We start from the raw sequence: 26,151 nt of genomic DNA, 5'->3' as shown, positions 1-26,151 counted from the left end.
CAGCGAGGAGGAGGCATGAACACACCGGCGCACTGCCCGTGGTGCGGGCGCCCATACCCCGACTCGGCGCTGGTCCAGGAGTTCTGGGCCCGAGACGAGCGGTGGTTCTGCTGCTGGTGTGCCGGATGTGGACGGTCGTCGGACATCGGTGTCGTCAACCGCGTGATCATCTCCGAGGCGGTGCACGCATGACTGGCGACACCCCGCAGTTGACGCCATCCGGACATGTGGACAGGTTCACCCGACGCCATGCGCTCGCGGTACGCCCGTGGCCGGAGCTGGTCTACACCTTGCCGGAACTGCGATATCCGCAGCGGTTCAACGCTGCCACCATATTGCTGGACGACACCGGCGCGCGGCTGGGGCATAACCGCCGCGCCGTGGTAACCGACTCGACGATATGGACCTACGCGGACCTACTGGGTCGCGCCAACCAGATCGCACACGTGCTCCACCACGACCTCCGCGTCGTACCCGGCAACCGGGTGCTGCTCATGGGCTCGAACTCACCGTGGTTCATCGCCTGCCTGCTGGCCATTCTCAAGGCCGGCGCGGTCGCGGTGCCGCTGCCACCGATGTTGCGTGCTCATGAGCTGAACTCGATGATCAACGCGGTCGAGCCATCCGCCGTGCTCTGTGACTCCGACAATCTGCACGTGGCGACCGGCACCGGCCTGCCTGCACTCGGGTATGGCACCGGGGAGACAGACGATCTGTACCGGCGCACCGCCCGACACCCCACCCATTGCCCGCGGGTAGATCTCGCAGGCGACGATGTCGCGCTCATCATGTTCAGCTCGGGCACCACCGGCAATCCGAAACCCTCCATGCATTTCCATCGTGACCTGCTCACGGTCGGGGACACCGTGGGCCGCCATCTGCTGCGGTTGCGGCCGGACGACCTGGTGGCCTGCAATCGGAGCATGGCCTTGACCTATGGCCTCGGCGGGCTCGTACTGTCACCGTTCCGGTTCGGCTCCGGCGCCCTACTGCCCGACGACTCCAGCCCTGAATCACTGTTCGATGCGGTCGCCCGCCACCAGGCAGACCTGGTGCTCACTACACCGTCGGGCTACCGTGCCGGGATCTGCCTACCCGCCACGCAAACGTTGCCCCGTCTTCGTCGCTGCGTGTCCGGTGGTGAACACCTCGACCAGTCCCTGTGGCGCACCTGGCACGACAGGACCGGACGAAAGATCATCGACATCATGGGCGCGACCGAGTTGACCAACGGTGTGCTCGGTGCCACCGAAGACCGAATCCGCCCTGGCTCCACCGGAATACCTGTTCCCGGTTACCAGGTCCAAGTAATAGACGCAGACGGCCATCCCTGCCCAGCCGGGCAAATCGGACAGCTCGCGGTGCGTGGACCAACCGGATGCCGCTACCTGACACACCCGCGCCAAGCCGATGCCATCCAAGACGGATGGACACTGACCGGCGATCGCTGTCAGCGCGACCCCGACGGCTACTTCTGGATGCGCGGCCGCACCGACGACGCAATCAGCATCGATGGATGCAACGTCGTGCCAGCCGAAGTAGAGGCAGTACTACTGAGCCATCCCACCGTCACCGAGGCCGCCGTCGTCGGATACACGAAACCGCCCGGAAACGCGGCGCTGACGGCCTACGTGGTGCTCGCCACCAACACGGTCGCCACGCACGCGATCACCGACATCACCAGCCTGCTCGCCGATCAACTCTCGGCCTACGAGCACCCGAGCATTATCAACGTGCTGCCCTCAATCCCCCGCACAACAACAGGAAAGACCGACAGAGCCGAACTACGCCGCTGGGCCGAACGGCCCGATTCGGCATCCGATCGACCCGAACCAGCAGATCAAGGATGACAAGGGTCGTTGATCCAGGCGGATTCGGTCGTCTGGATGCGTCTCGGTTTCAAGCAGATGAATACGACGAGCGCGTCGGCCGCGCCTACCCGGCCGAGACGGCCGACGAACTGGCAGTGCTGTTCACGGATCTACCCCGGCCGCTACCGCCGCCAGCTCCGCCAGTCACGGCAACCCCTCCCGCAGGGCGCCCGTGGAGGTTGCTCCTGGTCGCCGTGGTTGCCGCGCTGGTGTTCGCCACAGTGGTCGTCGTGACGACGCACTTCGTTCCGTTCTTCGTGTTCCCGCAGTTGTTCTTCGCTCTCTTCCGCAATCGCCGAGGCTTCCGGCCCGGCTACCGCGGCGGAGCCCGTCGATACTAGGTGGAGATCACCATCACGACTTGGTCGGGCACTGCTTCCACGCGAAGTGATAGACGGTGACAATACCTGCGTCCGTGGAATCCATCGTGATGAAGCTGGTGGTCGTGTTCGGGTCCGATGCGCCAGCTTTCACACGCAACTGGGTATTGATATCGAAGTCGCGAGATTCGCCACAGGGCAGGAAAGAGATCGCCCCGACCGGGGTCGAGTCCGTCGTTTGCCAATCATCATTCATATAACCATTGAACGTGTGGTCGACGTATGCGGTCGGCGAGTCGCCCTGGAAATAGTACCTGGCCCTTTCCAGCGCGTTCGCTCCTTCTTCCAAATGCGCGAATCCACGGTAATCCGCCGACGCTATCCCGTAGGTAAAGCCCTGCGGGATATGCACTCTCAGGTCGAGCTGACAATTCTTCCGGAAATCGATCGGGCCAGCCCCCACACCAACTTGTGCGGTGTATCGGCTATAGGTCACCGTGAAGGCCGTATTGTCCTCCGCGACCGCCACGGCCGCAGTTCCATTCGGGCAACCAGATCCGTTGACGGTCACCACGTCGATGACAATCTTGTCCGGCGGAGGGGGTGAGTTCAATTCGGGTGCCGGCGCCCCGAAAGCTTGCGAACCCGACATCGGTAGAGCGAACGCGAATACTGCAGCGCCTACGGCGGCTAACTTTTTATACATGACTCACTGTAAACACGAAGTGAGTGGCATCACATTTGCCGAATAGTCGCTCGATGGCTGGTCTACATGTTGCTTGCTGCCTATTCAGGTATTGCCCGCTGCCGGTCTCGATCACCATCCGACCCGCGTCATCCTCGTACCTCGGAAAAGACTTTCTCCGACCCTCACCACCCTTTTCTACACCACATTACAAACGTAAACTAATGAGTTCGCTGTCCGGAAGCTTCGAGACTCCCCAGATACTCCCCAGACGGAGTTATGCGATATCCGGCCAAGACTCCAGTAGGGCTTTGTGATGTTGGGCTGTTGACTGCGCCCGCAGCCCAGGTGATGTGCCAGCCAGCCTGACGTGGTGGCGGCGTGAGTGTAAGCAGCGCAACAGGTTACGTTGCGGCGTGCCGCGACCACGGCATCGGCGCCGCCAACCAACTCGCCCGCCTCACCGTGGCCCCACCCCGACGGCTGGAATGAACATGCTGGGCCGCACCCTGATGCGCCTCCGGCGCGAGCTGCGCGGCGACCCGGCCGAGTCGGCGGCCGCGCCGAGATCGCAACCACCGCGAGCCCGCAGCTCGCGATCAATGCCGCCAACGCGCGCCACCGGCCTCATAGCGCCGATTCCAGGCGACGAAGATCTCCCATTGCTTGCGCTCCCACGCCACTGCCTCCGCGCGCTAGCCGGCTGAACGACGTACTCATCGGCTTCATCTGAGTGGCCGTCGTCGCAACGCTCGAAGTAATGGGCCAGGCCTTCGACATCGACAAGACCCGACCGAGGTCCGTCCCACCAGTCCAACTCGACGTACATCCGGCTGAAGCCGCCCGCGGCCAGCTCTACCTCATCCCACTCCCTAGCCACCTGCCGATGCCAGCCAGGAACCAGGCCGTCCGGTGCTCGGCGGCAATCCAGCCGCAGGTGCGCCTTTCTCTCTTTACTTAGCTCAGTTTATTTTTCCTTTGTGGAATGTGACTGCAGCGCCGTGCGAATGAGCCGCCGTCGTAGGGTTTCGAACTAGTGGATACACTTTCCCGAACCCGGATACCGCCGGACCGTACGACATTGATGAGGTTGGCCGGTTGTCTCCCGAAGTTGTATTGATACTGATACATGGGATCAATTCAGATCCCACAGCCTGGAACCCGATGGTCGAGCTACTCGAAGGCGATGACGAATTGTACCGACAGGTATCAATCGTCAATTTCGGATATCCGACCGGGGTGGCAGGTAAGCTGCCGAACCTCACGCAGATCGCGGGCAGGCTTGCCACCGAGATCCAGGAAGCCGTCCCGCCGACCGTACCGATCGTCTTCGCCGCACACAGTCAGGGCGGGCTGATCGTGCAACGCTATGTGGCTGGACAGCTCACCGCGGGGAAAGGCATGGAGCTGCAACGCATTCGGCGCGTTCTGCTATTCGCAACCCCGAACTCAGGATCGCAGTACATCATATACTTGCGCAAGATGCTCGGCTGGATCTTGAAGAATGATCAGGAGAAGGACCTACGGGCCATCAACGCGGAGGTTACCGAAACGCAGCGAACTCTATTCGATAGAGTCATCAATGCAACGGTGACATCCGCGACCTCCGTACCTATTCCGTTCGAGGCGTACGCCGCCCTGCGAGACAAGGTCGTTGAACCACAGTCGGCGCATTTCTTGTTTCCGGTCACCGGCAACCTCGACGGCGACCATTCGACCATAATCAGGCCGACGTCACGGGAAGATCGCGTGTACCAGATAGTACGTTCCAGGTTGCTGGAGGTAATGTCACGCCCGATGACCGGCGCTGCAGTAGGCCCGCTGGCTGCGGAACCGATGGATGCGAAGCCGCCAGTACTGATTATAGCCGAAGCGATGTCGAAAATAGAAGAATTGAAGGCCTTTCAAGGCCGTAACGCTTTCCTCAGAAAAATGCCCGATCATATCAGCAGCAAAATCACGTTGAGCCCGAGCAATAATACGGTGCTCGATCTGGGCCAACTGGTCGATGTGTGCATGATGTACGAAGACGACGGCCGCCGGGAATTGCTGAAGTGTATGTCCCAGTGGTTGGACCCGAACGCCCCTGCGGTCCCGCGAGCCATGACGGTGATCGAGCGGCACTGGCCCGATGGCCAAGGCTGATCAACTATGTCACTGCCACCGGAAAACCTGCTCCGCATGGCCCGTGCGATGGCGGAGATTTCGGCCTTGAAGTCCTACCAAGGCCGCCATGCGTTCGCCGGCTGCATCCCGCAAATCGAGGGCGCCACGACGTTGAGTCCGAAGAACAATGCCGTGCTCGACCTGCGGCAGGTGATCGACGCCTGCGCCGTCCTCGAGAACGAAGGACGTGACCTTCTGCTGAAGGCGATGACCAATTGGCTCGACGGGAAGGACCCCGCTGTCGGTCGTGCGATCGCCCGGATCGAGCAGGATTGGCCGCCGAGCCGATTTGGCACCGGCGTCCATTCTCTTCCCATACCGACGACCGCTCAGACCATACACAACATGCCGGGTTCCGACCGGCCGCGCGGTACTCGTGAACCCCTTCCGGCGAAAGATTCCGACGGCGGGCTCGGCTCCCGCAGAGTAGGTCCGTTGCTGATCGGTTTGGCGCTGGTTGTGGCAATCGGAGTCGCGGTCGCTTTCACCGGGGCACACTTGTGGTCCCGCAATGCCGACACCGCAACAGGTTCCGGCGAGATCTACCGTTACGGCGGCGACGCGATCGGCGATGATCCATTCGATCCGGACCCACCGCCGAATTCCGGCCTGCCCCCGGTGCCCGCCGAGAGTTTCGCACCGGGGAAGGTAGCCGACAACCGGAGCTTCCAAGGCAAAGAGCCGTCGATATACGCCGGCGTGCCCCACGATCCAGTCGATCGGCGCGAGCAGACCGTCGCTCATTTCCAATCCGATCAAACGGCAGCCCAAGCGGCTGTGCAGGCGCTGAATTCCGACGATCAGTTCCAGTGGCGCGGGAAGAAGTCGTTGAGCACGGACCAACTCACCGACTATCTGCGCGAGCTCACGCCGGTTGTCCTGCGGTTCGATCTTCGGGTGACCTACTACCTGCTGCAGCAGGGAAAGCCGGTGAGCCGCCAAGCTGTGTTGCAGGCCGGCACCGCAGTATTGGTCGACGTGCGCGGTGTACCCCGTATCCGTTCCATCAGCGGCACGCCCCTGACGCTGCCCCACCTCGTCCAGAACGCCACGCCGCACTTCCTCGGAGACACCTGGACGGCTTTCGATCCGGCCAAGGTATTCGCCGTCCGGCCCGCCGACATCGAACTGACATACTTCGCCCTTTTCCCTATCGGCTCTGGCGTCAGGTTCGAAAGGCCGTGCGGCACAACAGGAAACGCCGACCGCGACCAGACACCGCCGGCTAACTCCAGCGGACTGTCGACGCCGCAATCGCCTCGTGCACCCGGACCGACTTCTGTCGCTCCGCCTGGCCTCGATACGAGCGGCCCCTGGGTGATCGAGTCCGATGACAGCGCCGCGATCGGCACGCTTGTGCCTGACGGAGACGGATTCCGTTTCAAAACAACCGATTACATAGGTTGGGACTGCTACCTGGATGGCAGGCCGAACCAGGACGCGTCACTCACGTGCGTCTCCGGAGGAGGGATTGCCGCCACTTGGCGCGGGCAAGGACATATTTCGCCGGTCGGGGTGTCGAAGTTCCGCTTCGACGGAACGGCTGTCAACATCCGCCCCGGTTCCGCCATGATTCTGCGGCCGCAATAGTCGTCTGCGCGGACTTCGCGATCGTTACCGATGATCGGCAGCTCGAATATCGCTGTTTCGATGAGGATTTGGGCGATCGCTGCGATGACTCACGTGGGTCGCCGTAGCCTGCGCGCGTGACCGTAACGAGGCGCGCTGACCGGGCACCGTGAACGGTTCCTCAATGCGGTGACCAGGCCGTTCGACATGGTCAACGGCTACGGCTCCCGCCTAGCGGCGCGCGTGTACAACCGGCGCAGGATGAGCCCGAAGATGGACCGCGTCATCGCCTCGTTACAGCGTTCCCCGCACCGGGAGAACGCGGCGGACTTCGACCAAGGTATGCGATATCCCGATCGTTGGGATCCCGTACTTCCGAAGATATGCCAGAAGCACCCGATCGTTCCTCTCGATCACCAGTACACCGACGCGGGTCCCGGCCCGGTGGCACTCAGCCACCCTACTGCGACGGAGGCGCGTCGCCAGCAAGCGGATTTATCACGCTGAGCGTCGCGAGCAAGGATGGCGTTGATCGTGGCGGTCGGCTCGGTCTTGAACGAACGACTGCCCGCTCCCTCGCCCGCGCGCCGGTGGAGGCAGCGTCGAGGTAGGCGCTGGAAGTGGTCAGAGGTACCCGACAGCTCGAGTACCCAGATGAAGTAGGGTCTCCGATTCGTGGGAGTTCGTGAAGCGCTCGGGCCTCGAATGAACGTACACGGGTGGGGATCGATAACCGTCGTCGGCGTGATCGCCGGGTATGGATCGGTGCTGCTGGCCAACCCCCGGCACTTCTATACCGACGACACCGAATCCCAGTACGGGCCCATGTGGGTCATGCTGGGCCGACACCTGCGTGACGGCCGGTTCCCCGCCCTGGTGCCTGGCCAGATACAGGAACACGAATACTGGAATCGGCCCTCGGGTCCAGTGCCGGTCGGCGCGGTCGCCGCGCGCGTATCGCACCGCCGAAGCCCAGGCATGCAGCATCCATGCGGTGCCGGTGAGTGAGGTCGCCCAGCTGGCCTCGTCGAAGAAGAGGAACCAGCCCGACAAAGGGAAGGCTACTGCGGCGACCGCGGCCCAGGAGCCGCGCGCTTCGTAGGCCAGGCAGACGCGGAATACGTGCAGCCGCTGCCGATGGTCTACATCGCCTGGTTCCTGATTCCCTTGCTGGCCTTCATCGATTGGGCCGCAGTCCGGCGTTCGATGCGCGAGCTCACCGGACTCGCGTTGTTCGCGCTCATCTTCCTGATGTGGACCGCCGGGCCCGGCAATATCGGTCCGTTGCGCTGGCCCGCCCGGGTGCTGCCCATGCTCGCGGTCGGACTGCTGGTGCTGGTCTGCGTATTGCTCAGCCGCTACGGCAGTTTCGGCGACCTGCGGCGCCGCGGCATCGCGGCAGGCGTGCTCATCGGACTGTTGTTCATCCGGTCGTTCTGCGCCGCACCGCCTCTGGTGATCCGGCATCTGGTCGCGGCCCTCGTCGTGGCCGCTCTCACCGCAGCACTGGTATGGCTGGGTCGCACCCGTGGCACTGCGGCGGCTTGCGTGCTGGCGATACTGGCGATGTTCCCGATCGCCTATGACCAGGTGCGCGCGCAGTCGCCCACCCCGATGTCGTATGGCTTTCCCGAGCGACGGTCGGCGGCGAAGACCGCGTTCCCGCATCTCGACGGCGTCACGCTGCAACTCGCCGACCGAGCCCTGATCCCGCGTGCCGACCAGAACCTCACCGGAGCATGGGGGTCACTGGTGTTCGGCAACTACGCCAAGAACATGCACCTGAACTACGTCAACGCCTACACCCCCATCGGCTATCGCAAGTTCAGCAAACTGCTGTGCATGGGCTGGGACGGCAGCACCTGCCCCGCCGCCTACCGCGCTGCCTTCTCCATCGAACCCTCCACCGGACGCACCTACGTTGACCTGATGAAGGTGGATCGCGTTGTGCTGCAACGCGCCCAATACCCCGACACCGAAAATCAGCCCGCGCCGCCGGGCTGGAAATGGGTCGACTACCCCGGCCACGAACGCTACATCCGGGTACTCGAAAGCGAAAACGGCCCGGTCTCCGACCTGCCCGGCCCCGCTGACTCTCGCGACGTCACCTACACCCCGATCCGTCGCGATAGCGTCAGCAGCCACCTGCGGGTCACCTCCGGCGAAGGCGGTCGCATGGTCTTCGCTCGCCTGGCCTGGCCCGGCTACCGGGTGGCACTGGACGGCCGCGATATCGGATTCCGCGCCGTAGCAGACACTTTCCTCGCGGTCGATATCCCACCTGGGACCCGCGACGCCGACTTGGTGGTGTCTTGGCGTCCTCCCGGCTGGAAGATCGGAATCGCCACCGCGCTGGCCGGACTGCTGGGGCTCGGACTGCTCCAGTGGTTCTATCGGCGCGACCGCAGAAACACCGCCGCCGTCGAGAACCCGCCGATCAACACACCAGAATCCGAATCAGCCACGCCAGCACCAGCTTTCGTCTGATCTCCGCGAACAGTTCGATAATGGAGCCGATACTGTCGACACGATGCCCGACGAAAGGGCGACCGAACGGGCGACCAGAGAGGACTTCGGGAAACCCTTGGGCCGCAAGGTGTTCGGCAGTGTTCTCAACCGACTCCGTCCAGTAGCTCCAGGCACGACAAACCAGCAACGTCCTCGCCGAGACATCCACTGGCCGATACAGCGTGTTTCTGCTCAAGCCAGGGCCAGGAACAACTTTTCGAGTTCGGCTTCGGTCAACGGCTCACGGCCGTCGGACGTTTCCCCGGTCAGGCATTCCCGCAAGCCGGTGGCAACGATCTTGAATCCGGCACGATCCAGCGCACGGGAGACCGCGGCAAGTTGAGTGATCACATCTTTGCAATCGCGCCCCTGTTCGATCATTCCGATGACCGCGGCGAGCTGACCGTGCGCACGGCGCAACCGATTGAGTACGAGCGCGATGCTCTCCTCGTCACCGACCATGGTGATTATCTTCTTTCTTCGGTGTTTTCGACAGTGGGCCCGACGATATGCCTTCAGCGGCGACCGGGCAGGCGCCACCGACTCCGCTTGACGGCACCGCCGGTCGAGCATGAACACCGCTGGGCAACAGGCACATCGGCGAGGACCTGCTCGACGTGTTCGCCACAGCCACGGTAGGACGGTTTGCCGCATGTGGAGCAGGCGATCCGTTCGCACATCTGATATTCCTCCATTCGGGAGCCGGAGACTTCACTCCAACTATACCCCCAGGGGTATTCAATGAAGATGTCATGCGTCACGTTGCTCGATGACTCAAGCCTCTACTGGCTGTGGCGCAAAAGTGTTGCCATGCAGTGTGATTCCCAAGTGCGTCGCTCGTCGCCGCGAGCACTGAAGGGTCGGGCGCGCTATGCTGGCATATACCCCAGGGGGTATTTAGGAGTGAAGTGAATGATCGACATCATCGCCATAGACACACCGAGCCTCGGTGATCGCAGTTACCTGGTCGGGGACGGAGAGGTCGCGTTCGTGGTGGATCCACAGCGCGATATCGACCGCGTCCTCGCGCTGGCCGCGCAACGTGGACTGCGGATCACGGACGTGTTCGAGACACACATCCACAACGACTACGTCACCGGCGGTCTGGTACTCGCGCGGGCCACCGGCGCCGCGTATCACGTGAACGTGGCGGACCCGGTGTCCTTCGACCGGGTCGGGATAACCGACGGTGACGTGGTGCGGGTCGGTGTACAGATGCGGGTGCGGGCGCTGGCGACACCGGGTCACACCTTCACGCACCTGTCCTTTGTGCTCGAGGCGCCGGACCGACCGGCCGCGGTATTCACCGGTGGGTCATTGTTGTACGGCTCGACCGGTCGTCCCGACCTGCTCGGTCCGGTGCACACCGGGGAGCTGGTACGAGCCCAGTACGCCTCGGCGCACCGACTGGCCGGTGTGCTGCCGGACGAGGCCGAGATCTACCCGACCCATGGCTTCGGCAGTTTTTGTTCGTCCACGCAGTCCGACGCCGACCGGTCCACGATAGGCCGGGAAAAACAGATCAACCCGGTATTGGTTCGAGACGAACACGATTACGTCGAGGAATTGCTCGCGGGCTTGGATGCCTACCCCGCCTACTACGCCCAGATGGGCCCGGCGAACCTGGCGGGCCCGGACGCTCCGGATCTGAGTGAGCCCAAAGCCGTTGACGCGACCGAACTTCGCGCCCGCATCGACGCCGGCGAGTGGGTGGTGGATCTGCGGTCGCGGATCGCGTTCGCCGCCGGTCACGTGGTCGGCAGTTTGAACTTCGGTATCGACGGCAGCTTCGCGACCTACCTGGGTTGGCTCATCCCGTGGGGCACACCGCTGACCCTGCTTGGAGACACCGCCGAGGATGTGGCGGTGGCCCAGCGTGAACTCATCCGAATCGGCATCGACCGCGTCGAGGCGGCGGCGACCGGAAGACCGGAGGAATGGACGGGCACCGCTGCGCTCGGAACCTTCCCGCGCGCAACGTTTCCGGACTTGGCGTCGGTGCGGCACCACCGGCCGGTGACGGTACTCGATGTCCGCCGCCAGCTCGAATGGACCGAACAGCACATCGACGGCGCACTGCACGTCCCGCTGCACGAACTGCTCGGCCGTCTCGCCGAGATCCCGGACGGGGAGATCTGGGTGCACTGCCAGGCGGGCTACCGCGCCTCGATCGCAGCGTCAGTGCTTGCCGCTGCCGGCCACCGAGTCGTCGCCGTGGATGACGAATTCGACCACGCGCCATCGGCAGGCCTGCCGATGGCCGTGGCCTGATCGTCTGCGGCAACAGACGTGTTGATAGCGGCGGTCTTCGGGCTGGTCGTCGGCGCCTTGCTCGGTCTGCTGGGCGCCGGCGGATCGATCCTGACCATTCCGGCCCTCGTCTACGGCGTCGGCATACCACTGCACTCCGCGATCCCGACTTCGCTACTGGTAGTGGCGCTCTCGGCGGCCGCCGGGCTGATCGCCCGTTGGCGGTCGAACGTCATTCGCTGGCCGGTGGCGCTCGTCTTCGCGGTGGCCAGCGTGCCGGCCGCGTTCGCCGGCACCGCCCTCGGCCAGTTGGTGCCCGACCGGTGGCTACTGGTCACGTTCGCCGGACTCATGGTCACGGTGGCGGTGCGAATGCTCACCAGCACAACGGAAACCGGCGGTGCCTGCCGCACGAGCAGCGGCACGGTGAACTGGCGCAGCTGCCTACCCAAGGCACTGGCCGCCGGTGCGGTAGTCGGGGTGCTGACCGGAGCGTTCGGTGTCGGCGGTGGCTTCATCATCGTCCCCGCGCTGACGATGCTGTTGGGTCTCACCGCCACCGAGGCCGTCGCCACCTCACTGGTGGTTGTCACAGTGACCGCGCTCGCGGGGCTAGGTGCCCACGTGAGGGCCATGCCCGACCTGAACTACACGATAACCATCGCATTCGCCGGTGCGGCCATGACGGCCGCGGCGGTGGCCGGACGCTTCGGGCACCGCATACCGGCCCCGACGATCCGACGGGTGTTCGCCTACCTGATCCTCATCGTCGCACTCGCTGTCGCCGCGGCCGCGCTATTCGCACCAGGAACACTGCACGCCAGATGAGCGGCGGCCGGCTTTCGGGTTAGCTGGATAGCCATACAGTGGTGGTGTGAGCCTGCACTGTGCCGTGCACGTCGCAGGCGCCGAATGTGGCCCGCATTCAAGTTCCCTGACCGTCCTGCACTGCCGAATGCCGCTGTCAGACTTCGGTATTGGTGTGATGTCGCGAAGCAGAGCGGGTCCGTCATACAACATTCCGACCATCACAATGCGCGCCCACTTGCCCTGCGGGTTCTATCTCTTGGCGCGGATGCAGTATCCGATCCAGACGTACCGCCGCGTAGCCGAGCACGGACAGGCCTGCCACGATGAGTAGGTCGCCGAGGCGGAGGGGCTCGGTGCCGAGCAGTTCGCGCAGCGGTAGGAGGTACAGGCCGGCCAACTGCAGCGTGAACGCGGCGGCAACGGCCACCAGCAGCGCGGGGTTGGCCAGTGATCGCCGGTGGGAGCGGGAGCCGAGCGCGACACCGAGTTGCGTTGCGCCCAAAGCGAAGAAGGCCATGCTCTGCCATGGACGGTCGGTGTGCTGCGCCCAGACGGCAACCCCGAGCGTGACGGCGGTCAGGACCACCGCGATACGGATCACTCGCTGCCACAGTCCTGCACCGAGGATGCTTTCGGAGGGGCGACGCGGTGGTCTTCGCATGAGATCCGGCTCAGCGGGCTCGCCACCCAGCGCGACGCCGGGCAGGCCGTGGGTGAGCAGATTGATCCAGAGGATCTGTGCCGGAAGCAGCGGCAGCGCCAGCCCGAGGAACGGTCCGCAGAGCATGACGGCGATCTCTGCGGCGCCTCCGGACAGCCCGTAGACGAGGAAGCGGCGGATGTTGGCGTACACCCGTCTGCCCTCTTCCACTGCCGCGACCACCGTGCCGAGGTCGTCGTCGGCCAGCACGAGATCGGCCGCCTGGCGCGCGACCTCGGTGCCACGCCCGCCCATCGCCACTCCGATGTCGGCGCGACGCAGGGCCGGCCCGTCGTTGACGCCGTCGCCGTTCATTGCCACCACCTGCCCGTCGTCGCGCAGCGCCTGGATGATGTCGAGCTTCTGGCCGGGCGTGGCACGGGCGAACACGGTCCCCGAGATCAGATCGGCCTTGCGCAACTGCCTGCAGTCGATCACGCGGTCGCCCGCGCCGATGATGCCGAGTTCGGTGGCGATCGCGCGAGCGGTGCCCGCGTGGTCGCCGGTGATGAGGACCGGGCGGATGCCGGCTCGTCGGCTCGCCGCGATGGTCGCGGCCGCGGCGGTGCGGGGTGGGTCGACGATCGCGATCAGGCCGAGTAGCCGCAGACCGCGCTCGGGGTCCTCGGCCGACGACGGTTCGGCCGCCACGTCGGCCTGCGCGACGGCCAGCACCCGGTACCCGGCGTGTGCCAGCCGATCAGCCTGCGCGACCGCGATGCGCAGCGGCTCCTGATCATCTTGCAGGACAATGTGATTCAGCACGGCTTCGGGCGCACCCTTACAGATCACCCGATAGCCGCCCCTGGGGAGCCGATGAATCGTAGTCATCCGCTTGCGGTCACGGTCGAAGGGCCGTTCGCTGGTTCGCGGTAGCCCGGCCTGCAATTCATGACGGTCCAGGCCGAGCTTCGCGGCGGCGCACAGCAGTGCCGTCTCGGTGGGGTCACCCAACGCGGTCCATTGCTCATCGCCGGTGTCGGACACGGACACGGACACGGACACGGACACGGACAACCGTGCGTCGTTGCACAGCGCCCCCGCCGCAAGCAGTTCGGTGATAGCGGGCACATCGTCCGGGCCCAATATCCGATCGCCGGCGCGTACCCGGCCATCGGACGGGCGCGCGGTTCCGGTGATCGTGGCCTCGGCGGCGGGCGTCCAGATCTGGCGAGCCACCATGCGGCCCTCGGTGAGAGTTCCGGTCTTATCAGTGGCCAGTACCGTCACCGACCCCAGCGTCTCCACCGCAGGTAGTTTGCGCACCAACGCGTGGCGTTCGGCCATCCGACGAGCACCGAGTGCCAGGCTCAATGTCACCACCGCAGGCAGCGATTCGGGAACGGCGGCCACGGCCAAGCTCAGCGCGGTCACCACCATCAGCTCGACGGGCTGCCCGCGCAGCAGGCCGAGCGCGAGGACGATCACGCACAGCGCGACGGTCACCCCGGCAATCAGCCTGCCGATATCGACCAGTCGTCGCTGTAGCGGCGTCGCCTCGGCACCTTGATCGAGCAATTGCGCGATCCGGCCGGTAGCACTCGCCACGCCGATAGCCGTAATCTCGGCCCGCCCATGCCCTTTGACCACAACGGTGCCTGCCGAAACTCCGGTGTCGCCGGAAACCGACTTGTCCACCGGCACCGACTCCCCGGTCAGCGCGGACTCGTCCACCATGAGTGCCGCCGCTTCGGTCAGCGTCGCGTCGGCGGGCACGATATCGCCTTCGGCCAGCACCACCAGGTCGCCGACCACCGCTTCGGCGGCAGGCACCTGCCGCTGGACCCCATCCCGTATTACCCGCGCTGCCGGGGCGGTGAGCTGCGCCAGCGCGGCGATCGCATGCTCGGCCCGCACCTCCTGCCGCACTCCGACAGTGGTATTCACCACGATGACCAACAGGATCACTGCCATGTCGGTCCAATCCCCCGTCACCGCCGTCAATATCGCGGCAACCTGCAGCACGATGATCAGCGGGTCCCGCAGCTGAGCGAGCACTCGTCGCCAGAGCCGGACGGGCGGACGCTGCGGCAGGATGTTCGCGCCATCGCGGCGCAACCGAGTGGCTGCTTCCGCCGCGGACAGCCCGACCGCCCGAGAGTCAGGCACTACCTCCGACGAGGAGTACTCCATCCGAACCTCCGACCTGGCGGTGGAACCACAGCAGCACCCCAGTTCAACAGTGGACAGCGGGCACTGAAAAGAGAACAAAGGTCCCGGCGAAGTGACCATGGGCCCGCAATCAACGGGGCGCGGCGGCACCCGACCCGCGCCGGATGGCCGTGCCGATCGGCAATAGGGGCCGAAAGCCTCGGCTGTGAGATCCAATTCCCCTACTTCGCGCGGTTCCGGACCGCGACGGTGGAACAGACACAGAAGAAGGAGTGGATGACCATGGGTATTGCCCGCCGCATGGCATTACTGTTCCGGGTCAAGGCCGACAAGCTGCTCGACCGGGGTGAGGATCCTCGTGAAGTGCTGGACTACTCGTATCAGCGCCAGCTCGAGCTGCTCGCCAGGGTGCGCCGAGGGCTCGCCGACGTCGCGACCAGCCGCAAACGAATCGAGTTGCAGCACAATCAGTTACAGCAATCAGCCGACCGGCTGCAGGACCAGGCCGCGCAGGCGGTCACCCAAGGCCGGGACGACCTGGCCCGCGAGGCACTGACCCGCCGGGCCACCGCACTCGCCCAACTCGAGCAGCTGCGTCCGCAACACGAGGAACTCGCCGCCCAGGAAGCGACACTGACCACCGCCACCCAGCGGCTCCAAGCCAAGGTCGAGGCCTTCCGCACCCGCAAGGAGACCATCAAGGCCAGCTACACCGCCGCCGAAGCACAGAGCCGCATCAGCGAGGCAGTCACCGGGATCTCCGAGGAGATGGGCGATGTCGGACTGGCCATGCAGCGCGCCGAAGACAAGACCGCGCAACTGAGTGCGCGCGCGGCGGCACTCGACGAGCTGATCGCGTCCGGCGCACTGACCGACGCGACCGCGCCAACGGGCGCAAGCGACGACATCCAGCAGGCATTGAACCTCGTCGCCGGCGGCAGCGTCGATACCGAACTCGCGCAGCTCAAGCGCAATCTCGCTCCCGCCATCGACGCACCGGTACGAAAAGGGGCCGAGTCATGATCATCCGAATCTTCGGCGAAGGCCAATACGACATCGCCGACCAGTGCACCGAGGAACTGAACTTCCTGGATGACCAACTGCTCGCCGCCGCCGACTCCGGTGACGACATCGGCTTCGCACTGACACTGCGTCAACTGCTCGACGTCGTGCGCTACCGCGGCACCGCGCTCGCCGCCGACGCCCTGGTTGCCTCCGATCTCGTACTGCCCGCCGCCGATACACCGCCCGCCGAGGTGCGGGCGATGCTGCGCGGCGACGGGCTGATCCCGGGATAGCGACCATGCGCACCCGATTCCGCCACGATCACCAGCTCACCGCGCGCATGGCACTGACCATGTTCCTGCTCGGCCTGGTCTATGTCGCATTCATCGCCGCGCTCGTGGTGCTGATCAAGTCCGTGGTCGTCATCGTGCTGATCGTCGCAGCGCTGCTGTGGGCCCAGTTCTGGTTCTCCGATCGAATCGCCCTGTACGCCATGCGGGCTCGGATCGTCACCCCGGAAGAGGAGCCGCGGCTGCACGGCATCATCGACCGGTTGTGCGCAACCGCGAATATGCCCACACCGCGGGTCGCGATCGCCGATACCGAACTGCCCAACGCCTTCGCCACCGGCCGCAGCACCCGGCACGCGGTGATCTGCGTGACCACCGGGCTGCTGCGGCGACTGGACACCGAGGAACTGGACGGCGTACTGGCACACGAGCTTTCCCACGTGGCGCACCGCGATGTGGTGGTGATGACCACCGCGTCGTTCCTCGGCGTGCTCGCCGGGCTCATCGCCCGATTCACCATGTACTCCACCATGTTCGGCGGCGGCCGAAATCGCCGCGGCGACAACCTGTTTCTCGTCGTCCTTGCGGTAATGGCGGTTTCGGCGGTCGTTTACGCGGCGAGTTTTCTGCTCATCCGCGCCCTGTCACGCTACCGGGAGCTGGCCGCGGATCGGGCGGGCGCCATTCTCACCGGCAGCCCATCCGCGCTCGCCTCGGCATTGACGAAGATCAGCGGCGACATCGCTCGCATCCCGAGCCGCGATCTGCGCTCCGAGCAGGCATTCAACGCGTTCTTCTTCGCGCCTGCGCTCGGCGCCGGACCCAGCCTGTCCACGCTGCTGTCGACACATCCGAGCCTGGAGCAGCGACTGGACCAACTCGCCGAATTGTCCAGCGAACTCGGCCGCGAGATCTGAGATGGGATTCCTCGACGCGCTTTTCGCCCGCAGCAGACCGGTGCCGCCGAACCTCGACGTGCTGTTCGCCATTCCGCCGGCCACCTACACCCTGGAAGCCGCAATCGGCTTACATCCCACCGGGGTGGGCGCGGTGTGTTTCAAAGCCGCGGAAGGCGCGAGCGGGCAGCATTCCGAGCAGGAAATTCTCGCACTGCTGCACCTCGAGGCACACATCACCACAAACCTCACCCGCGACGAATTCGGATACACCTGGATCACCTGCCGACAGGAGATCATCGACATCGCCGAACTGGTAACCGCGCTGCACGCGGTCAATGCCACCTTGTCCGACAACGGCTTCGGCGCGAGCCTGTTGTGCACCGTGATCGGCTTCAGCACACTGGACCAGCAGCCGCCGCACCGGCTCGGACTCGTTTACCTATACAAACGCGGCACCGTCTACCCGTTCGCCCCCACCGGCGCTCAGCAGCGCGACAACACACTCGAATTGCAGGTCCGCGCAGCGCTTTCCGCTGAACTACCGGTCGAATCCGAACTAGAACGCTGGTTCCCGCTGTGGGACGCACCCGCGCCCTGACTGGGACTACCCACACGAAGAGGACATGATGAGCACTCGAGCGGACCGGCAGGCGGTTGTCGTCGGTGTCGATGATTCGTCGACGTCATTGAACGCGGCACGATGGGCGGCTTATCTGGCCGCGAACCTGCACGCTCCGTTGCTCATCGCGTCCGCGCTCGGCCGTCGTGTCCCGGCGGGCATCGGCGTGCTGGACGACGTCCGGTCGTCACACTGGTACGGCTCCGCCCGCGAAATCGCCTATCGCAGCGTCGAACTCGTCCGCACCTGCGAACCGGAGTTGACTATCGACACTGTGATCGCGCCGCAGTCGGCGGCGTCGGCGCTGGTGGATTTGAGCGGGCACGCCCGCTTCCTGGTGGTAGGTGGGCAAACAACCTTCGGCGCAAGAATGACCGGCCCGACCACCGCACACGTCGCCGACCATGCGCACTGCCCGGTGGTGGTGTGGCGCGGCGAGAACGGCCACCCGATTCCCCGGGACAAGCCGGTGGCGGTGGGTGTCGACGGGACCGAACTCAGCGCATCGGCCATTGCCCATGGCTTCGAACTCGCTGCCGCACTGGGTGTTTCATTGGTCGCGGTGCACACCTGGCCGTCCCGCATCGAACCGATCGGCCGCCACCTCGACCGCGGCGAAGCGGAATGCGTACTGCTGGCCGAATCCCTGGCCGGTTGGCGGACGGAGTACCCGGACGTCGCGGTGACCGAGATGTCAGTCCCCGGCTTCGCTCCCACGGTCCTGACCGAAATCGCCGAACAGGTCCAGCTATTGGTCGTCGGTAGCCGCGGCCGTGGCTCCGCGATCTCCGCTATCGCGGGATCGACCAGCCGGGACCTGTTACACCACGCATCATGTCCGATACTCATTTGCCGCCCGTGACCAGCCGCATCCGCCGCTCGGTCCCTATTTCGGGCGCTGCGCCGATGCGCGTTGTTCGCGTTCGGTGGCCGCGGGTACGAGCCGGTCTGCGACGCCCGCGTCCAGCGACCGATTGAGCTTCATCAGCGCCTCGACGGTGTCTCCGTGACGCTGGACGAATTCCGCCCGCGCGGTACCGCGGCGGAAGGAGACGAAGGCCTTGCTGGTCTCCAATTGCGATGTGTACCAGAACAAGTACGGGATCATCAGCACGAAGTTGACCACGCCCCAGACGATCCACACGTTGTTGTTGAACCACCCGTCGGACGGCATGATTTTCGGGAAGATGTTGTAGTTGGCGATCACCAGCATCAGCACGGGCAGCGTGTAGATACGCGCCATGATGTAGAGCTCGGGCCTGCGCATGACCAATGGGTAGATCTCGGCGACGCCGAGAATGCAGATACTGGCAGCGAAATGTTCCTCCTGGGGCGGGTATCCGCCGTAGGTGAAGCACAGGTTCCAGGTGGTGTAGATGAAGTTCCACGCCATGGTCGTGTAGGCGACGAGCTCGGCATTGCGCCCCGGCAGGATCTCCCAGAATCGAGGGCTGTACGGAATGGTCAGGCACAGCCCGAGGCCGACTGCCGCGTTCCAGTAATTGCCGATCTGCGCGTCACGCAGTGTCGCTTCCGCGATGTTCAGGAACAGGATGGCATAGGGGAACCACAGGAATCTCGGATTCCGCAGCAGACGCCAGACCCGGCCTTCGCGCTGTTCGGCGGCGGCGACGCGCATGGCGCCGACGACGATGAGCGGCAGCAGCACCGACAGGATCTTGGCCCAGGAGAACCAGTTGATCAGCCCGATGTCGCGGCCAGGTCCCCAGATCCACAGCGGAAAAGTGAGTATCGATACCGCCCACACCCACATCGCAGTCCTCGGATGTAACTGCATATAGCGAACGATCGCCCAGAGTATCGCGCAGAAAACGAGCATCGAACCCGCTGTGAGCCAGGTGAACGGAGCCGGATTTCCGGTAACCGCCTCGGAGGCTGCTAGTAACATGTGATATCGCCCTTCGCCGGTGCTCGGTTGTTGACCAGGGAATTCGAACTACCGATCAGGGGCCGGTATACCGCTGGATTCCAGTGCTGCCGCTGACCGTGTATGGCACGTAATGCGTCACACCTGCATGATCATCATGGCATCGACACGAAGGAATAAGGGCCGAACGGCCCCACGACGCGGGCCGAACGAATCGAGATACGCGGTCGCTTGTGGCGTGCGCCCGCGTACCGAATCAGTTCGGTGTCGCGCCGTGATCAGGTCCGTCGGCGACGATAGCCGGATTCCGGAGTATCAACCGAAATGCCCGAGACAGGGCGGAGACTCGGGATATCAAAGGACGTTCGGCCCTTGGTTCGGCAGAGCGAGGACGCCACGCTTGATGAGTGCCGGATCCTTATGCGGATCAAAATATTTCGAGAGGCAAGAATATGAAACCGTTGTCGGAATCGCTGGTAGATCTCGCGGCCCGGGTCAAGCAGTTCGAAGAATCGTCGGCGGCCGCACGGGAGAAGAACCGCGCCAAGCTGCAGACTCACCGGGAAGAGTTGAGCGCGACCCTCGAGCGCGAGGGCAACGAGTTCGAAAAGACCACGGCGGAGCTGCGGGATGCCGCACAGAGCTGGTGGACGGACACCAGGGAAGCCGTCGAACATCAGATCGGCGTGATGCGAGCCGATTTCGAGAAGTGGCAGGCCGAAATCAAGGCACAGCATGCGGAACGAACCGCCGAGGACAAGAAGACCGCTGAAACTGTGAGCAAGAGCTGATCGCTGGCCCCCGCGCCCTCGCGGCGTATGGTCGAGCAGCTCGCGGAAGGCCCGTCGTCCGGGTATCGGCCCCGCCCGGTGCCCGGACAGCTTGTGTCAGCCGAGTATCGGAAACCGGTGTTCGGCCGCCAATTTCGTCAATGCGCGCTGCATGGTTTCGGTGACGTGCCGATAGGCCAGCTCCAGGTCCAGTTCGGGCCCGAGATGCCGCAGGTCGATCGGTGGCAGGAATTCGACAGTGATCTTGCTGGGCAGCGGAATATGCCCGGCAAGATCGCCGATATCCAGCCCCCACGGTAGCGCGAGCGAGATCGGGAACACCTTCAGGCGCAGCATCCGATCCAGGCGTAGCAACCGCGCCAGGCGGTCACCGCGCGCGAGAATCAATTCACTCTCCTGGGCGCCGAAATTGACCACCGGAACGATGGGAACCTGCTCGTCCCAGGCCAATTGCAGAAATCCGGTGCGTCCGGCGAATTCGATTCGCCCTTCTTCCCAGGTCGGACGGTGCACCTCCCAATCGCCACCGGGATAGACCAGCACCGCCGCTCCGCTGCGCAGCGCGGCGCTGGCATTACCGGGATCGGCCGCCACGGTACCGAATCGCCGTAGCCAGGAGCCGAGCAGCGGGTAGGCGAGCACCAAGTCGTGGGCCAGTTGGTAGAAGGGGCGCTGCACGCCGAACTGCCGGATGAACGCCAACGTGGTCACGAACACTTCAGGCGAGACATTGCCACCGGAGTGGTTGCCCACCAACAGAATCGGCCCACTTCCTGGAATGCGATCGAGCCCGCGAACTTCCGCTCGAAAGTACAGGCGCGCCAGCAGCCAGCCCAGATCCACAGTGGCGGAGATCAATTGAGGATCTCGATCGTCGAGATCGGCCACCGGCACCCGCGCCTGCACGTGCCGGGAGACCCAATCGGTCGCATACTCCAGCGGGTCGGGGAACGTTCGAAATACCTTCATTACCAACACGACCTCTGGGTTGGGCAAAGCCCCGCTGGATCAGGCCCGGGCGGCCAATTCATGCAGCGGATGATTGTGGTGCAGCCGGGCGATGGTGTCGGCCAGCAGCGGCGCGACCGAGCACACTTCGAAGGGCGCAGCCGAATCCTGTTGTGCGACTGTGTCGGTGACGATGATTCGACGCAAGGGCAGCGCGCGCAGCCGGGCCGCGGCGGCAGGCGTCAGCGGCCCGTGGGTTGCGACCGCCACCAGGTCGGTGGCATGGAAGTGCAGGCTCTGGACCGCGGCCTCGATCGTCGCACCGGTGCAGATCATGTCGTCGACGATCACCACCGGCCGCCCGCTGACATCACCGATCGTCTCCACCGCCCGTACGGCGGTGCCGCTCTCCCGGAACTTGCGGACGATCGCCACCGAATCCTGCATCGCCCCCGCGTATTGTTCGGCCAGTTTGGCCGCCCCCAGATCCGGGGCGACAACCACGGTGCGCCCTGATCGCGCAGGCGCCACCGCCTCGGAAAGCAATGGCACAGCGGTCAATATCTCGACGGGTATGGGGAATGCCGCCTCCAACGCCTCCGTGTGCGGGTCGATCACGACGACACGGTCCGCGCCGGCCCGCGCGATGGCCTCCGCGACCACCCGCACGCCGAGCGCTTGACCGGCTCGGGTGCGCCGATCCTGGCGCGCATAGCCGAAATACGGGATGACCGCGGTTACCCGCTTCGCACCGCCGCGCCGGCAGGCGTCGAGCAGCAGCAGCAATTCGACGAGATGATCATTGACCGGCGGCGCGGTCGGCTGGATCAGGTAAACGTCACTGCCGCCAACGTGATCGACTACCGGGCAGATCTCCCCGTCCGGGAAACGCTCCAGCACACAGTCGGGCGAACCCACGTCCAATCGATCGGCGATGGCGGCGGCCAGCCCGGGATTGGCGCTTCCGGAGACGATACGTAATGCGGTCATAGCGTCCAGCTTCCAGCGCGCGAGTGGCGGATGGCAGGTCCGGTTGTCGCCGAACGAAGAGTCATTGGTCCTCGCTATCGCGTCGGCCGCACGTCATCGACACCGGTGACAGCTCGCAGGCCCCGCGCGATACAGTCGGTCAGCGTCATGGGCTCCGGCACGGCCGCGGTGTCGACATTGATTCCGATACAACAGGTTCCGTCGTGGGATAGCAGGGTCACGTTGAATGCGGTGCCGGTCGTCGGGCCGAACGCATAGATTCGCTCGATCTGGGCGCCGGCGATGTAGAGCGGAATCGGTGAGCCAGGAACGTCGGAGGCGACGAAGTCGACGTGCTTGAACATCTGCGCGACCAGGCCGCTCGGCAGGCGATTGAAGGTCGCCGCCACCGCGTTGGACATCGGTATCGCCGGTTCGTGCTTCCAGCCCTCGACCACGCCGTCGAGCGCGTGCATGAGGTCGACGGTTCCGGCGATATCGACCGGAACGGTGAACCGCGCCAGCGTGATGCGGTTACCACCGATCGGATCGCCGGCCTGACGCAGGTTGATCGGCATGGCCACCCGGAGCCGGTCGACCGTCGATCCGTTTCGCTCGTGATAGTCGCGCAGGCCGATCAAGACCGCCGCCAAGAAGGCGTCGTTCACGGTGCATCCGGTGCTGTGCGCGCTGCGTCGCAGTGCTTCCAGCGGTACTTCGAGCACCGAAAGCTGCCGTCCCAGGCTTCGCCCTGTCATCAGCGGCGACAGGGTGCTGGTAATCGGCCGAGCGAAGCGGAACAGCGACTTCACCAGGACCGCAGCATCTTTCGCAGTCCGGGCCGGAGCAGTGACGACGCGCCGGACGGCAGGCAGCGCCGCGGAAACCCCGCTGCGCAGCAGACCGGAGCCGGTAGACCAGTTCCACCTCACGATGTCGCCGAACACCCCGCCACCGTCGGTCGATGTCGCGTCGGGAACCTGCCCGCGCTCGGTGCCCGCTCGGAGGAAATCGAGTATTTCGTCGGCGATTTGAATGCCGCCGACACCGTCGGTCAGGCTGTGGTGCACCTTGAGCACGAGCGCGCTTCCGGTGCCGTTCAGCCCGCTCAGCACGGTGAACTGCCACAACGGCCGCGCGGGGTCGAACGCGGCCATGACTTCGATGCGCGCGAAGTCGAGCACTGAGGACAGATCCGCGGCACCCGACAGCGTGAAATGGCGTACGTGCCAAGACAAGTCGAAATCCGGATCGGGCAGCCACCGGGGCGGCGCGAGTTCGAATGGGACGGTGATCAATCTGTCCCGAAACTTCGGCACGACGATGGTTCCCCGGTCGATCGTTTGTACCAGGCGATCCCAATCCGGGTCGGTGTCCAGGATCATGACCGACACGATCGTCGAGCGAAGGTTCGGATCATGCTCCATGCTCCACGTGAACAGGTCTGACTGTGTCATGTGGGATTCGCGCGAGCCCATCATCTGCACTCTCTGTTGTCACCGCAATGCGGCCGACCGGAAGGAACGGTCGAGACGTCGGCATTGCGGCCGGTCTGCTCACTGTGACTCCGCAGAACTGGTCGCAGAAGGGCCGAAAGGTATCTCCGCCAGGGCATCAGGGCACCTCACGCGCCGCCACGGCCTCGGCGATTACACCCGCGATGCGTTCGGGCGACGATCGGCGGGGACGCGGGAGAGCGGGTTGGGCCACCAGATCTTCGGTCCGGTGAGGCTGAAAAGTGCTGGGATCACCACGGTTCGGACCAGGAAGGTGTCCAGGAGAATGCCGAGCCCGACGATGATGCCGAGTTGGGTGAGAATGATCAGGGGAAGGACGCCCAGCACACAGAAGACGGCGGCCAGGACGATGCCGGCGCTGGTGATGACGGCGCCGGTGGCGGAGACGGCGCGGACGATGCCCTGGGTGCTGCCGTGGTCGGGGGTTTCTTCGCGTGCTCGGGTGACCAGGAAGATGGTGTAGTCGATACCGAGGGCGACCAGAAAGAGGAAGGCGTACAGCGGGGCGCTGGTGTCCAGGGCCGGAAAACCGAAGAGGTGCAGACCGATCCAAGCGCCGAGACCGAGCGCGGCCAGTGCGCTGAGTACCGAGACGCCCACCAGCAACACGGCGGCGGGGACCGCGCGCAGCAGGGCGAGCAGGATGATCGACACCACGGCCAGGATCGTCGGGATCACCACGCGTTGATCGTGTTCGGCGGCCTTCCTGGTATCCAAGCCCTCCGCGTCACCGCCACCGACGAGTGCGCCGGCCCCCGGTATCGACGCCAACTCGGCGCGCATCGACTCGACGGTCGAGAAGGCTTGCTGCGAGCCGGGTTCCGCGTTCAGCACGACCGACCACCGCGTCAGCCCGGACGGCGAGGTTCCGGTGGGCGTTGCCCGGTCGACGCCGGGCAAGGCAGCCAGCACCTGCTGGACTCCGGCGGCCGAATCACCGTGCGCCAGCACGATCGTCGGGTTGGCCGCGCCTGCGGGGAAATGCGCGGCCAGCGTGTCGAATCCCTCGACGGATTCGGCACGGACACGGAACTGATCGGTCTGCGACAGCCCCACGTCGGCCCCGATCAGTCCGGCTGCGCACCCGCCGAGCACCACCAGAGCGCCGCAGGCCACCAGCACTGGCTTACGCACCACCCACGCGGCGATCGCGTGCCACATCCCTTGCTCGGCCGCAATCCGATCGTCCGCCCTCGGCACAAACGGCCAGAAGACATTGCGCCCGAACAACGCGAGCGCGGCAGGCAGCGCCACGAGCACGAACAGGACCGCTACCACCAATCCGGCGGCCGCACCCACACCCAGGCTGCGGGTATTGGGCAGCGAAGCCAGCAGCAACGTCACGAGCGAGGCGACGACGGTGACGTTGCTCGCCAGGATCGCTGGTCCGGCATGCCGCGCCGCGTGCCGCAACGCGGTGCGATGATCGGCGTTGCGGTGCAACTCGTCGCGATAGCGCGAGACCAGCAGCAGCGCGTAATTCGTTCCGGCGCCGAAGACGAGCACGCTGGTGATGCCCGAGGTCGAGCCGTCGAAAGCGAGCCCGGTCAGCCGGGCCAGTCCGGTGCCGACGGTGGCGGCGACCCGATCGGCGGAGCCGACGACGAGCAGCGGCACCAGCCACAGCACCGGTGACCGGTAGGTCACGATCAGCAGCAGCGCGACGACGGCGGCCGTCACCGCGAGCAGGGTGATGTTGGCGCCTGCGAAGGAATCGGCGATGTCACCGCCGAACGCGGGCCCGCCGGTCACCTGGATGGTCAGCCCGGCCGGTTGTCCGGCCTTCACGGAGTCGCGTAGATCGTTGATGCGGTCGGTCAAGGCGAATCCGCTCAGCCGCGCCTCGACCGGCAGCCGCCCGGTCGCGGCTTTCCGATCGGGCGAGATGACCAGTTCGCCGAGCTTCGCCCGCAGACCGGTCAGGTCTTCGGCGCGCAATTCGGTGGCATCGGTCCGGGTCACCACGACCACCGCCGGGGCGGTATCCGCGTCCGGGAACTGGGTGAGCAGTTCTTTCACCCGCGCCGACTCCGCGTTGCCCGGCAACGAGTTCGGTGCCTCCCCCGCGGCGTCGTTGCCGCCGATCCCGCCGATCAATCCGACCGAGACGGCGGCGAGCACCAGCAACAGCACCCATGATTTACGAGCGGTGACCACGGCCGCGAACCGATCCCACATGCGCATCACCACACGATCGCAGAACCACGGGCCCGGCGCTCGCTGTCGCCGCTACC

22 protein-coding genes and 3 pseudogenes are annotated in these 26,151 nt (G+C 65.0%); 15 read left to right on the top strand and 10 right to left on the bottom strand.

The features are described from left to right. Positions 1-15 precede the first annotated feature (15 nt). The 3 genes from ABZ942_RS19665 to ABZ942_RS19655 are packed head-to-tail and all read left to right on the top strand — an operon-like array spanning position 16 to position 2,212. Complete coding sequence (locus ABZ942_RS19665) at positions 16-192, top strand: hypothetical protein (RefSeq protein ID WP_357383865.1); 177 nt, start codon at positions 16-18, stop codon at positions 190-192. After that, positions 189-1,850, top strand: coding sequence for an AMP-binding protein (locus tag ABZ942_RS19660; RefSeq protein WP_357383863.1), 1,662 nt, complete (start codon positions 189-191; stop codon positions 1,848-1,850). The genes ABZ942_RS19665 and ABZ942_RS19660 overlap by 4 nt, the downstream gene beginning before the upstream one ends. After that, entirely contained in the window at positions 1,847-2,212 is a 366-nt protein-coding gene (locus ABZ942_RS19655) for a DUF1707 domain-containing protein (RefSeq protein WP_357383861.1), read from the top strand. The genes ABZ942_RS19660 and ABZ942_RS19655 overlap by 4 nt, the downstream gene beginning before the upstream one ends. Positions 2,213-2,225: 13 nt before the next feature. Here the strand turns inward: ABZ942_RS19655 and ABZ942_RS19650 are convergent, their stop codons facing one another. Next, positions 2,226-2,843 carry a DUF4360 domain-containing protein gene (locus tag ABZ942_RS19650; RefSeq protein ID WP_357383859.1) on the bottom strand — a complete coding sequence of 206 codons (618 nt, stop codon included), beginning with the start codon at positions 2,841-2,843 and terminating at the stop codon, positions 2,226-2,228. A 1,131-nt stretch (positions 2,844-3,974) separates the two neighbouring features. On the opposite strand from ABZ942_RS19650, the gene ABZ942_RS19645 reads away from it, so the two are divergent. Then, positions 3,975-5,021 carry an alpha/beta fold hydrolase gene (locus tag ABZ942_RS19645; RefSeq protein WP_357383857.1) on the top strand — a complete coding sequence of 349 codons (1,047 nt, stop codon included), beginning with the start codon at positions 3,975-3,977 and terminating at the stop codon, positions 5,019-5,021. Between the two features lie 9 nt (positions 5,022-5,030). On the opposite strand, the gene ABZ942_RS19640 is transcribed toward ABZ942_RS19645, so the two are convergent. Continuing rightward, complete coding sequence (locus ABZ942_RS19640; RefSeq protein ID WP_357384587.1) at positions 5,031-5,786, bottom strand: hypothetical protein; 756 nt, start codon at positions 5,784-5,786, stop codon at positions 5,031-5,033. Here ABZ942_RS19640 and ABZ942_RS19635 point away from each other — a divergent pair. Next, on the top strand, positions 5,742-6,632 hold the full coding sequence (locus ABZ942_RS19635) for a DUF6777 domain-containing protein (protein WP_357384561.1): 891 nt from the start codon (positions 5,742-5,744) through the stop codon (positions 6,630-6,632). The two genes, ABZ942_RS19640 and ABZ942_RS19635, sit on opposite strands and share 45 nt — an antisense overlap. Before the next feature lie 159 nt (positions 6,633-6,791). Beyond that, positions 6,792-6,980: pseudogene (locus ABZ942_RS19630) on the top strand (hypothetical protein); the annotation flags it as partial. 513 nt (positions 6,981-7,493) lie between these two features. Here ABZ942_RS19630 and ABZ942_RS19625 read toward each other — a convergent pair. After that, positions 7,494-7,733, bottom strand: a pseudogene (locus ABZ942_RS19625) (hypothetical protein); the annotation flags it as partial. On the opposite strand from ABZ942_RS19625, the pseudogene ABZ942_RS19620 reads away from it, so the two are divergent. After that, positions 7,731-9,098 (top strand): annotated as a pseudogene (locus ABZ942_RS19620) (hypothetical protein); the annotation flags it as partial. The pseudogenes ABZ942_RS19625 and ABZ942_RS19620 sit on opposite strands and share 3 nt — an antisense overlap. A 213-nt stretch (positions 9,099-9,311) precedes the next feature. Here ABZ942_RS19620 and ABZ942_RS19615 read toward each other — a convergent pair. After that, positions 9,312-9,581, bottom strand: coding sequence for a metal-sensitive transcriptional regulator (locus ABZ942_RS19615; RefSeq protein ID WP_357383855.1), 270 nt, complete (start codon positions 9,579-9,581; stop codon positions 9,312-9,314). Positions 9,582-10,034: 453 nt separating this feature from the next. Here ABZ942_RS19615 and ABZ942_RS19610 point away from each other — a divergent pair, with 453 nt between their 5' ends. Beyond that, positions 10,035-11,390, top strand: a complete 1,356-nt coding sequence (locus ABZ942_RS19610) for an MBL fold metallo-hydrolase (RefSeq protein WP_357384559.1) — start codon at positions 10,035-10,037, stop codon at positions 11,388-11,390. A gap of 18 nt (positions 11,391-11,408) precedes the next feature. Continuing rightward, the gene (locus ABZ942_RS19605; RefSeq protein WP_357383853.1) at positions 11,409-12,197 is read left to right on the top strand and encodes a sulfite exporter TauE/SafE family protein; all 789 of its coding nucleotides are present in this window, start codon (positions 11,409-11,411) and stop codon (positions 12,195-12,197) included. A 181-nt stretch (positions 12,198-12,378) separates the two neighbouring features. Here the strand turns inward: ABZ942_RS19605 and ABZ942_RS19600 are convergent, their stop codons facing one another. After that, on the bottom strand, positions 12,379-14,988 hold the full coding sequence (locus tag ABZ942_RS19600) for a cation-translocating P-type ATPase (protein WP_357383851.1): 2,610 nt from the start codon (positions 14,986-14,988) through the stop codon (positions 12,379-12,381). A 252-nt stretch (positions 14,989-15,240) separates the two neighbouring features. On the opposite strand from ABZ942_RS19600, the gene ABZ942_RS19595 reads away from it, so the two are divergent. The 5 genes from ABZ942_RS19595 to ABZ942_RS19575 are packed head-to-tail and all read left to right on the top strand — an operon-like array spanning position 15,241 to position 18,666. Beyond that, positions 15,241-16,014 carry a PspA/IM30 family protein gene (locus tag ABZ942_RS19595; RefSeq protein WP_357383849.1) on the top strand — a complete coding sequence of 258 codons (774 nt, stop codon included), beginning with the start codon at positions 15,241-15,243 and terminating at the stop codon, positions 16,012-16,014. Next, complete coding sequence (locus tag ABZ942_RS19590; RefSeq protein WP_357383847.1) at positions 16,011-16,289, top strand: hypothetical protein; 279 nt, start codon at positions 16,011-16,013, stop codon at positions 16,287-16,289. The genes ABZ942_RS19595 and ABZ942_RS19590 overlap by 4 nt, the downstream gene beginning before the upstream one ends. A 5-nt stretch (positions 16,290-16,294) precedes the next feature. Beyond that, positions 16,295-17,203: a zinc metalloprotease HtpX gene (htpX, locus tag ABZ942_RS19585; protein WP_357383845.1), complete on the top strand. Its 909-nt coding sequence runs from the start codon at positions 16,295-16,297 to the stop codon at positions 17,201-17,203. A 1-nt stretch (position 17,204) separates the two neighbouring features. Next, positions 17,205-17,783, top strand: a complete 579-nt coding sequence (locus ABZ942_RS19580) for a hypothetical protein (protein ID WP_357383843.1) — start codon at positions 17,205-17,207, stop codon at positions 17,781-17,783. A gap of 28 nt (positions 17,784-17,811) precedes the next feature. Then, entirely contained in the window at positions 17,812-18,666 is an 855-nt protein-coding gene (locus ABZ942_RS19575) for a universal stress protein (RefSeq protein ID WP_357383841.1), read from the top strand. Positions 18,667-18,690: 24 nt separating this feature from the next. On the opposite strand, the gene ABZ942_RS19570 is transcribed toward ABZ942_RS19575, so the two are convergent. Continuing rightward, a complete protein-coding gene (locus ABZ942_RS19570) occupies positions 18,691-19,602 on the bottom strand; it encodes a hypothetical protein (RefSeq protein ID WP_357383839.1) in 912 nt (303 codons plus the stop codon). Positions 19,603-20,144: 542 nt separating this feature from the next. On the opposite strand from ABZ942_RS19570, the gene ABZ942_RS19565 reads away from it, so the two are divergent. After that, positions 20,145-20,483 carry a hypothetical protein gene (locus ABZ942_RS19565; protein ID WP_357383837.1) on the top strand — a complete coding sequence of 113 codons (339 nt, stop codon included), beginning with the start codon at positions 20,145-20,147 and terminating at the stop codon, positions 20,481-20,483. A 96-nt stretch (positions 20,484-20,579) separates the two neighbouring features. Here the strand turns inward: ABZ942_RS19565 and ABZ942_RS19560 are convergent, their stop codons facing one another. From ABZ942_RS19560 to ABZ942_RS19545, 4 genes are all read right to left on the bottom strand, one after another. Next, on the bottom strand, positions 20,580-21,452 hold the full coding sequence (locus tag ABZ942_RS19560; RefSeq protein ID WP_357383835.1) for a 1-acyl-sn-glycerol-3-phosphate acyltransferase: 873 nt from the start codon (positions 21,450-21,452) through the stop codon (positions 20,580-20,582). A 39-nt stretch (positions 21,453-21,491) separates the two neighbouring features. After that, positions 21,492-22,421 carry a ribose-phosphate pyrophosphokinase gene (locus tag ABZ942_RS19555; RefSeq protein ID WP_357383833.1) on the bottom strand — a complete coding sequence of 310 codons (930 nt, stop codon included), beginning with the start codon at positions 22,419-22,421 and terminating at the stop codon, positions 21,492-21,494. Positions 22,422-22,495: 74 nt separating this feature from the next. Next, positions 22,496-23,857: a wax ester/triacylglycerol synthase domain-containing protein gene (locus ABZ942_RS19550; protein ID WP_357383831.1), complete on the bottom strand. Its 1,362-nt coding sequence runs from the start codon at positions 23,855-23,857 to the stop codon at positions 22,496-22,498. A 192-nt stretch (positions 23,858-24,049) separates the two neighbouring features. Continuing rightward, the gene (locus ABZ942_RS19545; protein WP_357383829.1) at positions 24,050-26,101 is read right to left on the bottom strand and encodes an MMPL family transporter; all 2,052 of its coding nucleotides are present in this window, start codon (positions 26,099-26,101) and stop codon (positions 24,050-24,052) included. Positions 26,102-26,151 lie beyond the last annotated feature (50 nt).

The organism is Nocardia sp. NPDC046473, from assembly GCF_040645995.1.
Classification (GTDB): Bacteria; Actinomycetota; Actinomycetes; order Mycobacteriales; family Mycobacteriaceae; genus Nocardia.
This window is presented reverse-complemented; position numbering and strand designations above follow the sequence as displayed.

What these genes read in the sequence shown, in the direction of transcription:
- ABZ942_RS19550 (WP_357383831.1), bottom strand. Translation starts at nt 23,857, where the DNA reads ATGACACAGTCAGACCTGTTCACGTGGAGCATGGAGCATGATCCGAAC.
- ABZ942_RS19565 (WP_357383837.1), top strand. Translation starts at nt 20,145, where the DNA reads ATGAAACCGTTGTCGGAATCGCTGGTAGATCTCGCGGCCCGGGTCAAG.
- htpX (WP_357383845.1), top strand. Translation starts at nt 16,295, where the DNA reads ATGCGCACCCGATTCCGCCACGATCACCAGCTCACCGCGCGCATGGCA.
- ABZ942_RS19650 (WP_357383859.1), bottom strand. Translation starts at nt 2,843, where the DNA reads ATGTCGGGTTCGCAAGCTTTCGGGGCGCCGGCACCCGAATTGAACTCA.
- ABZ942_RS19545 (WP_357383829.1), bottom strand. Translation starts at nt 26,101, where the DNA reads ATGCGCATGTGGGATCGGTTCGCGGCCGTGGTCACCGCTCGTAAATCA.
- ABZ942_RS19590 (WP_357383847.1), top strand. Translation starts at nt 16,011, where the DNA reads ATGATCATCCGAATCTTCGGCGAAGGCCAATACGACATCGCCGACCAG.
- ABZ942_RS19560 (WP_357383835.1), bottom strand. Translation starts at nt 21,452, where the DNA reads ATGAAGGTATTTCGAACGTTCCCCGACCCGCTGGAGTATGCGACCGAT.
- ABZ942_RS19615 (WP_357383855.1), bottom strand. Translation starts at nt 9,581, where the DNA reads ATGGTCGGTGACGAGGAGAGCATCGCGCTCGTACTCAATCGGTTGCGC.
- ABZ942_RS19575 (WP_357383841.1), top strand. Translation starts at nt 17,812, where the DNA reads ATGAGCACTCGAGCGGACCGGCAGGCGGTTGTCGTCGGTGTCGATGAT.
- ABZ942_RS19555 (WP_357383833.1), bottom strand. Translation starts at nt 22,421, where the DNA reads ATGACCGCATTACGTATCGTCTCCGGAAGCGCCAATCCCGGGCTGGCC.
- ABZ942_RS19580 (WP_357383843.1), top strand. Translation starts at nt 17,205, where the DNA reads ATGGGATTCCTCGACGCGCTTTTCGCCCGCAGCAGACCGGTGCCGCCG.
- ABZ942_RS19570 (WP_357383839.1), bottom strand. Translation starts at nt 19,602, where the DNA reads ATGCAGTTACATCCGAGGACTGCGATGTGGGTGTGGGCGGTATCGATA.
- ABZ942_RS19660 (WP_357383863.1), top strand. Translation starts at nt 189, where the DNA reads ATGACTGGCGACACCCCGCAGTTGACGCCATCCGGACATGTGGACAGG.
- ABZ942_RS19655 (WP_357383861.1), top strand. Translation starts at nt 1,847, where the DNA reads ATGACAAGGGTCGTTGATCCAGGCGGATTCGGTCGTCTGGATGCGTCT.
- ABZ942_RS19665 (WP_357383865.1), top strand. Translation starts at nt 16, where the DNA reads ATGAACACACCGGCGCACTGCCCGTGGTGCGGGCGCCCATACCCCGAC.
- ABZ942_RS19640 (WP_357384587.1), bottom strand. Translation starts at nt 5,786, where the DNA reads ATGAGCGACGGTCTGCTCGCGCCGATCGACTGGATCGTGGGGCACGCC.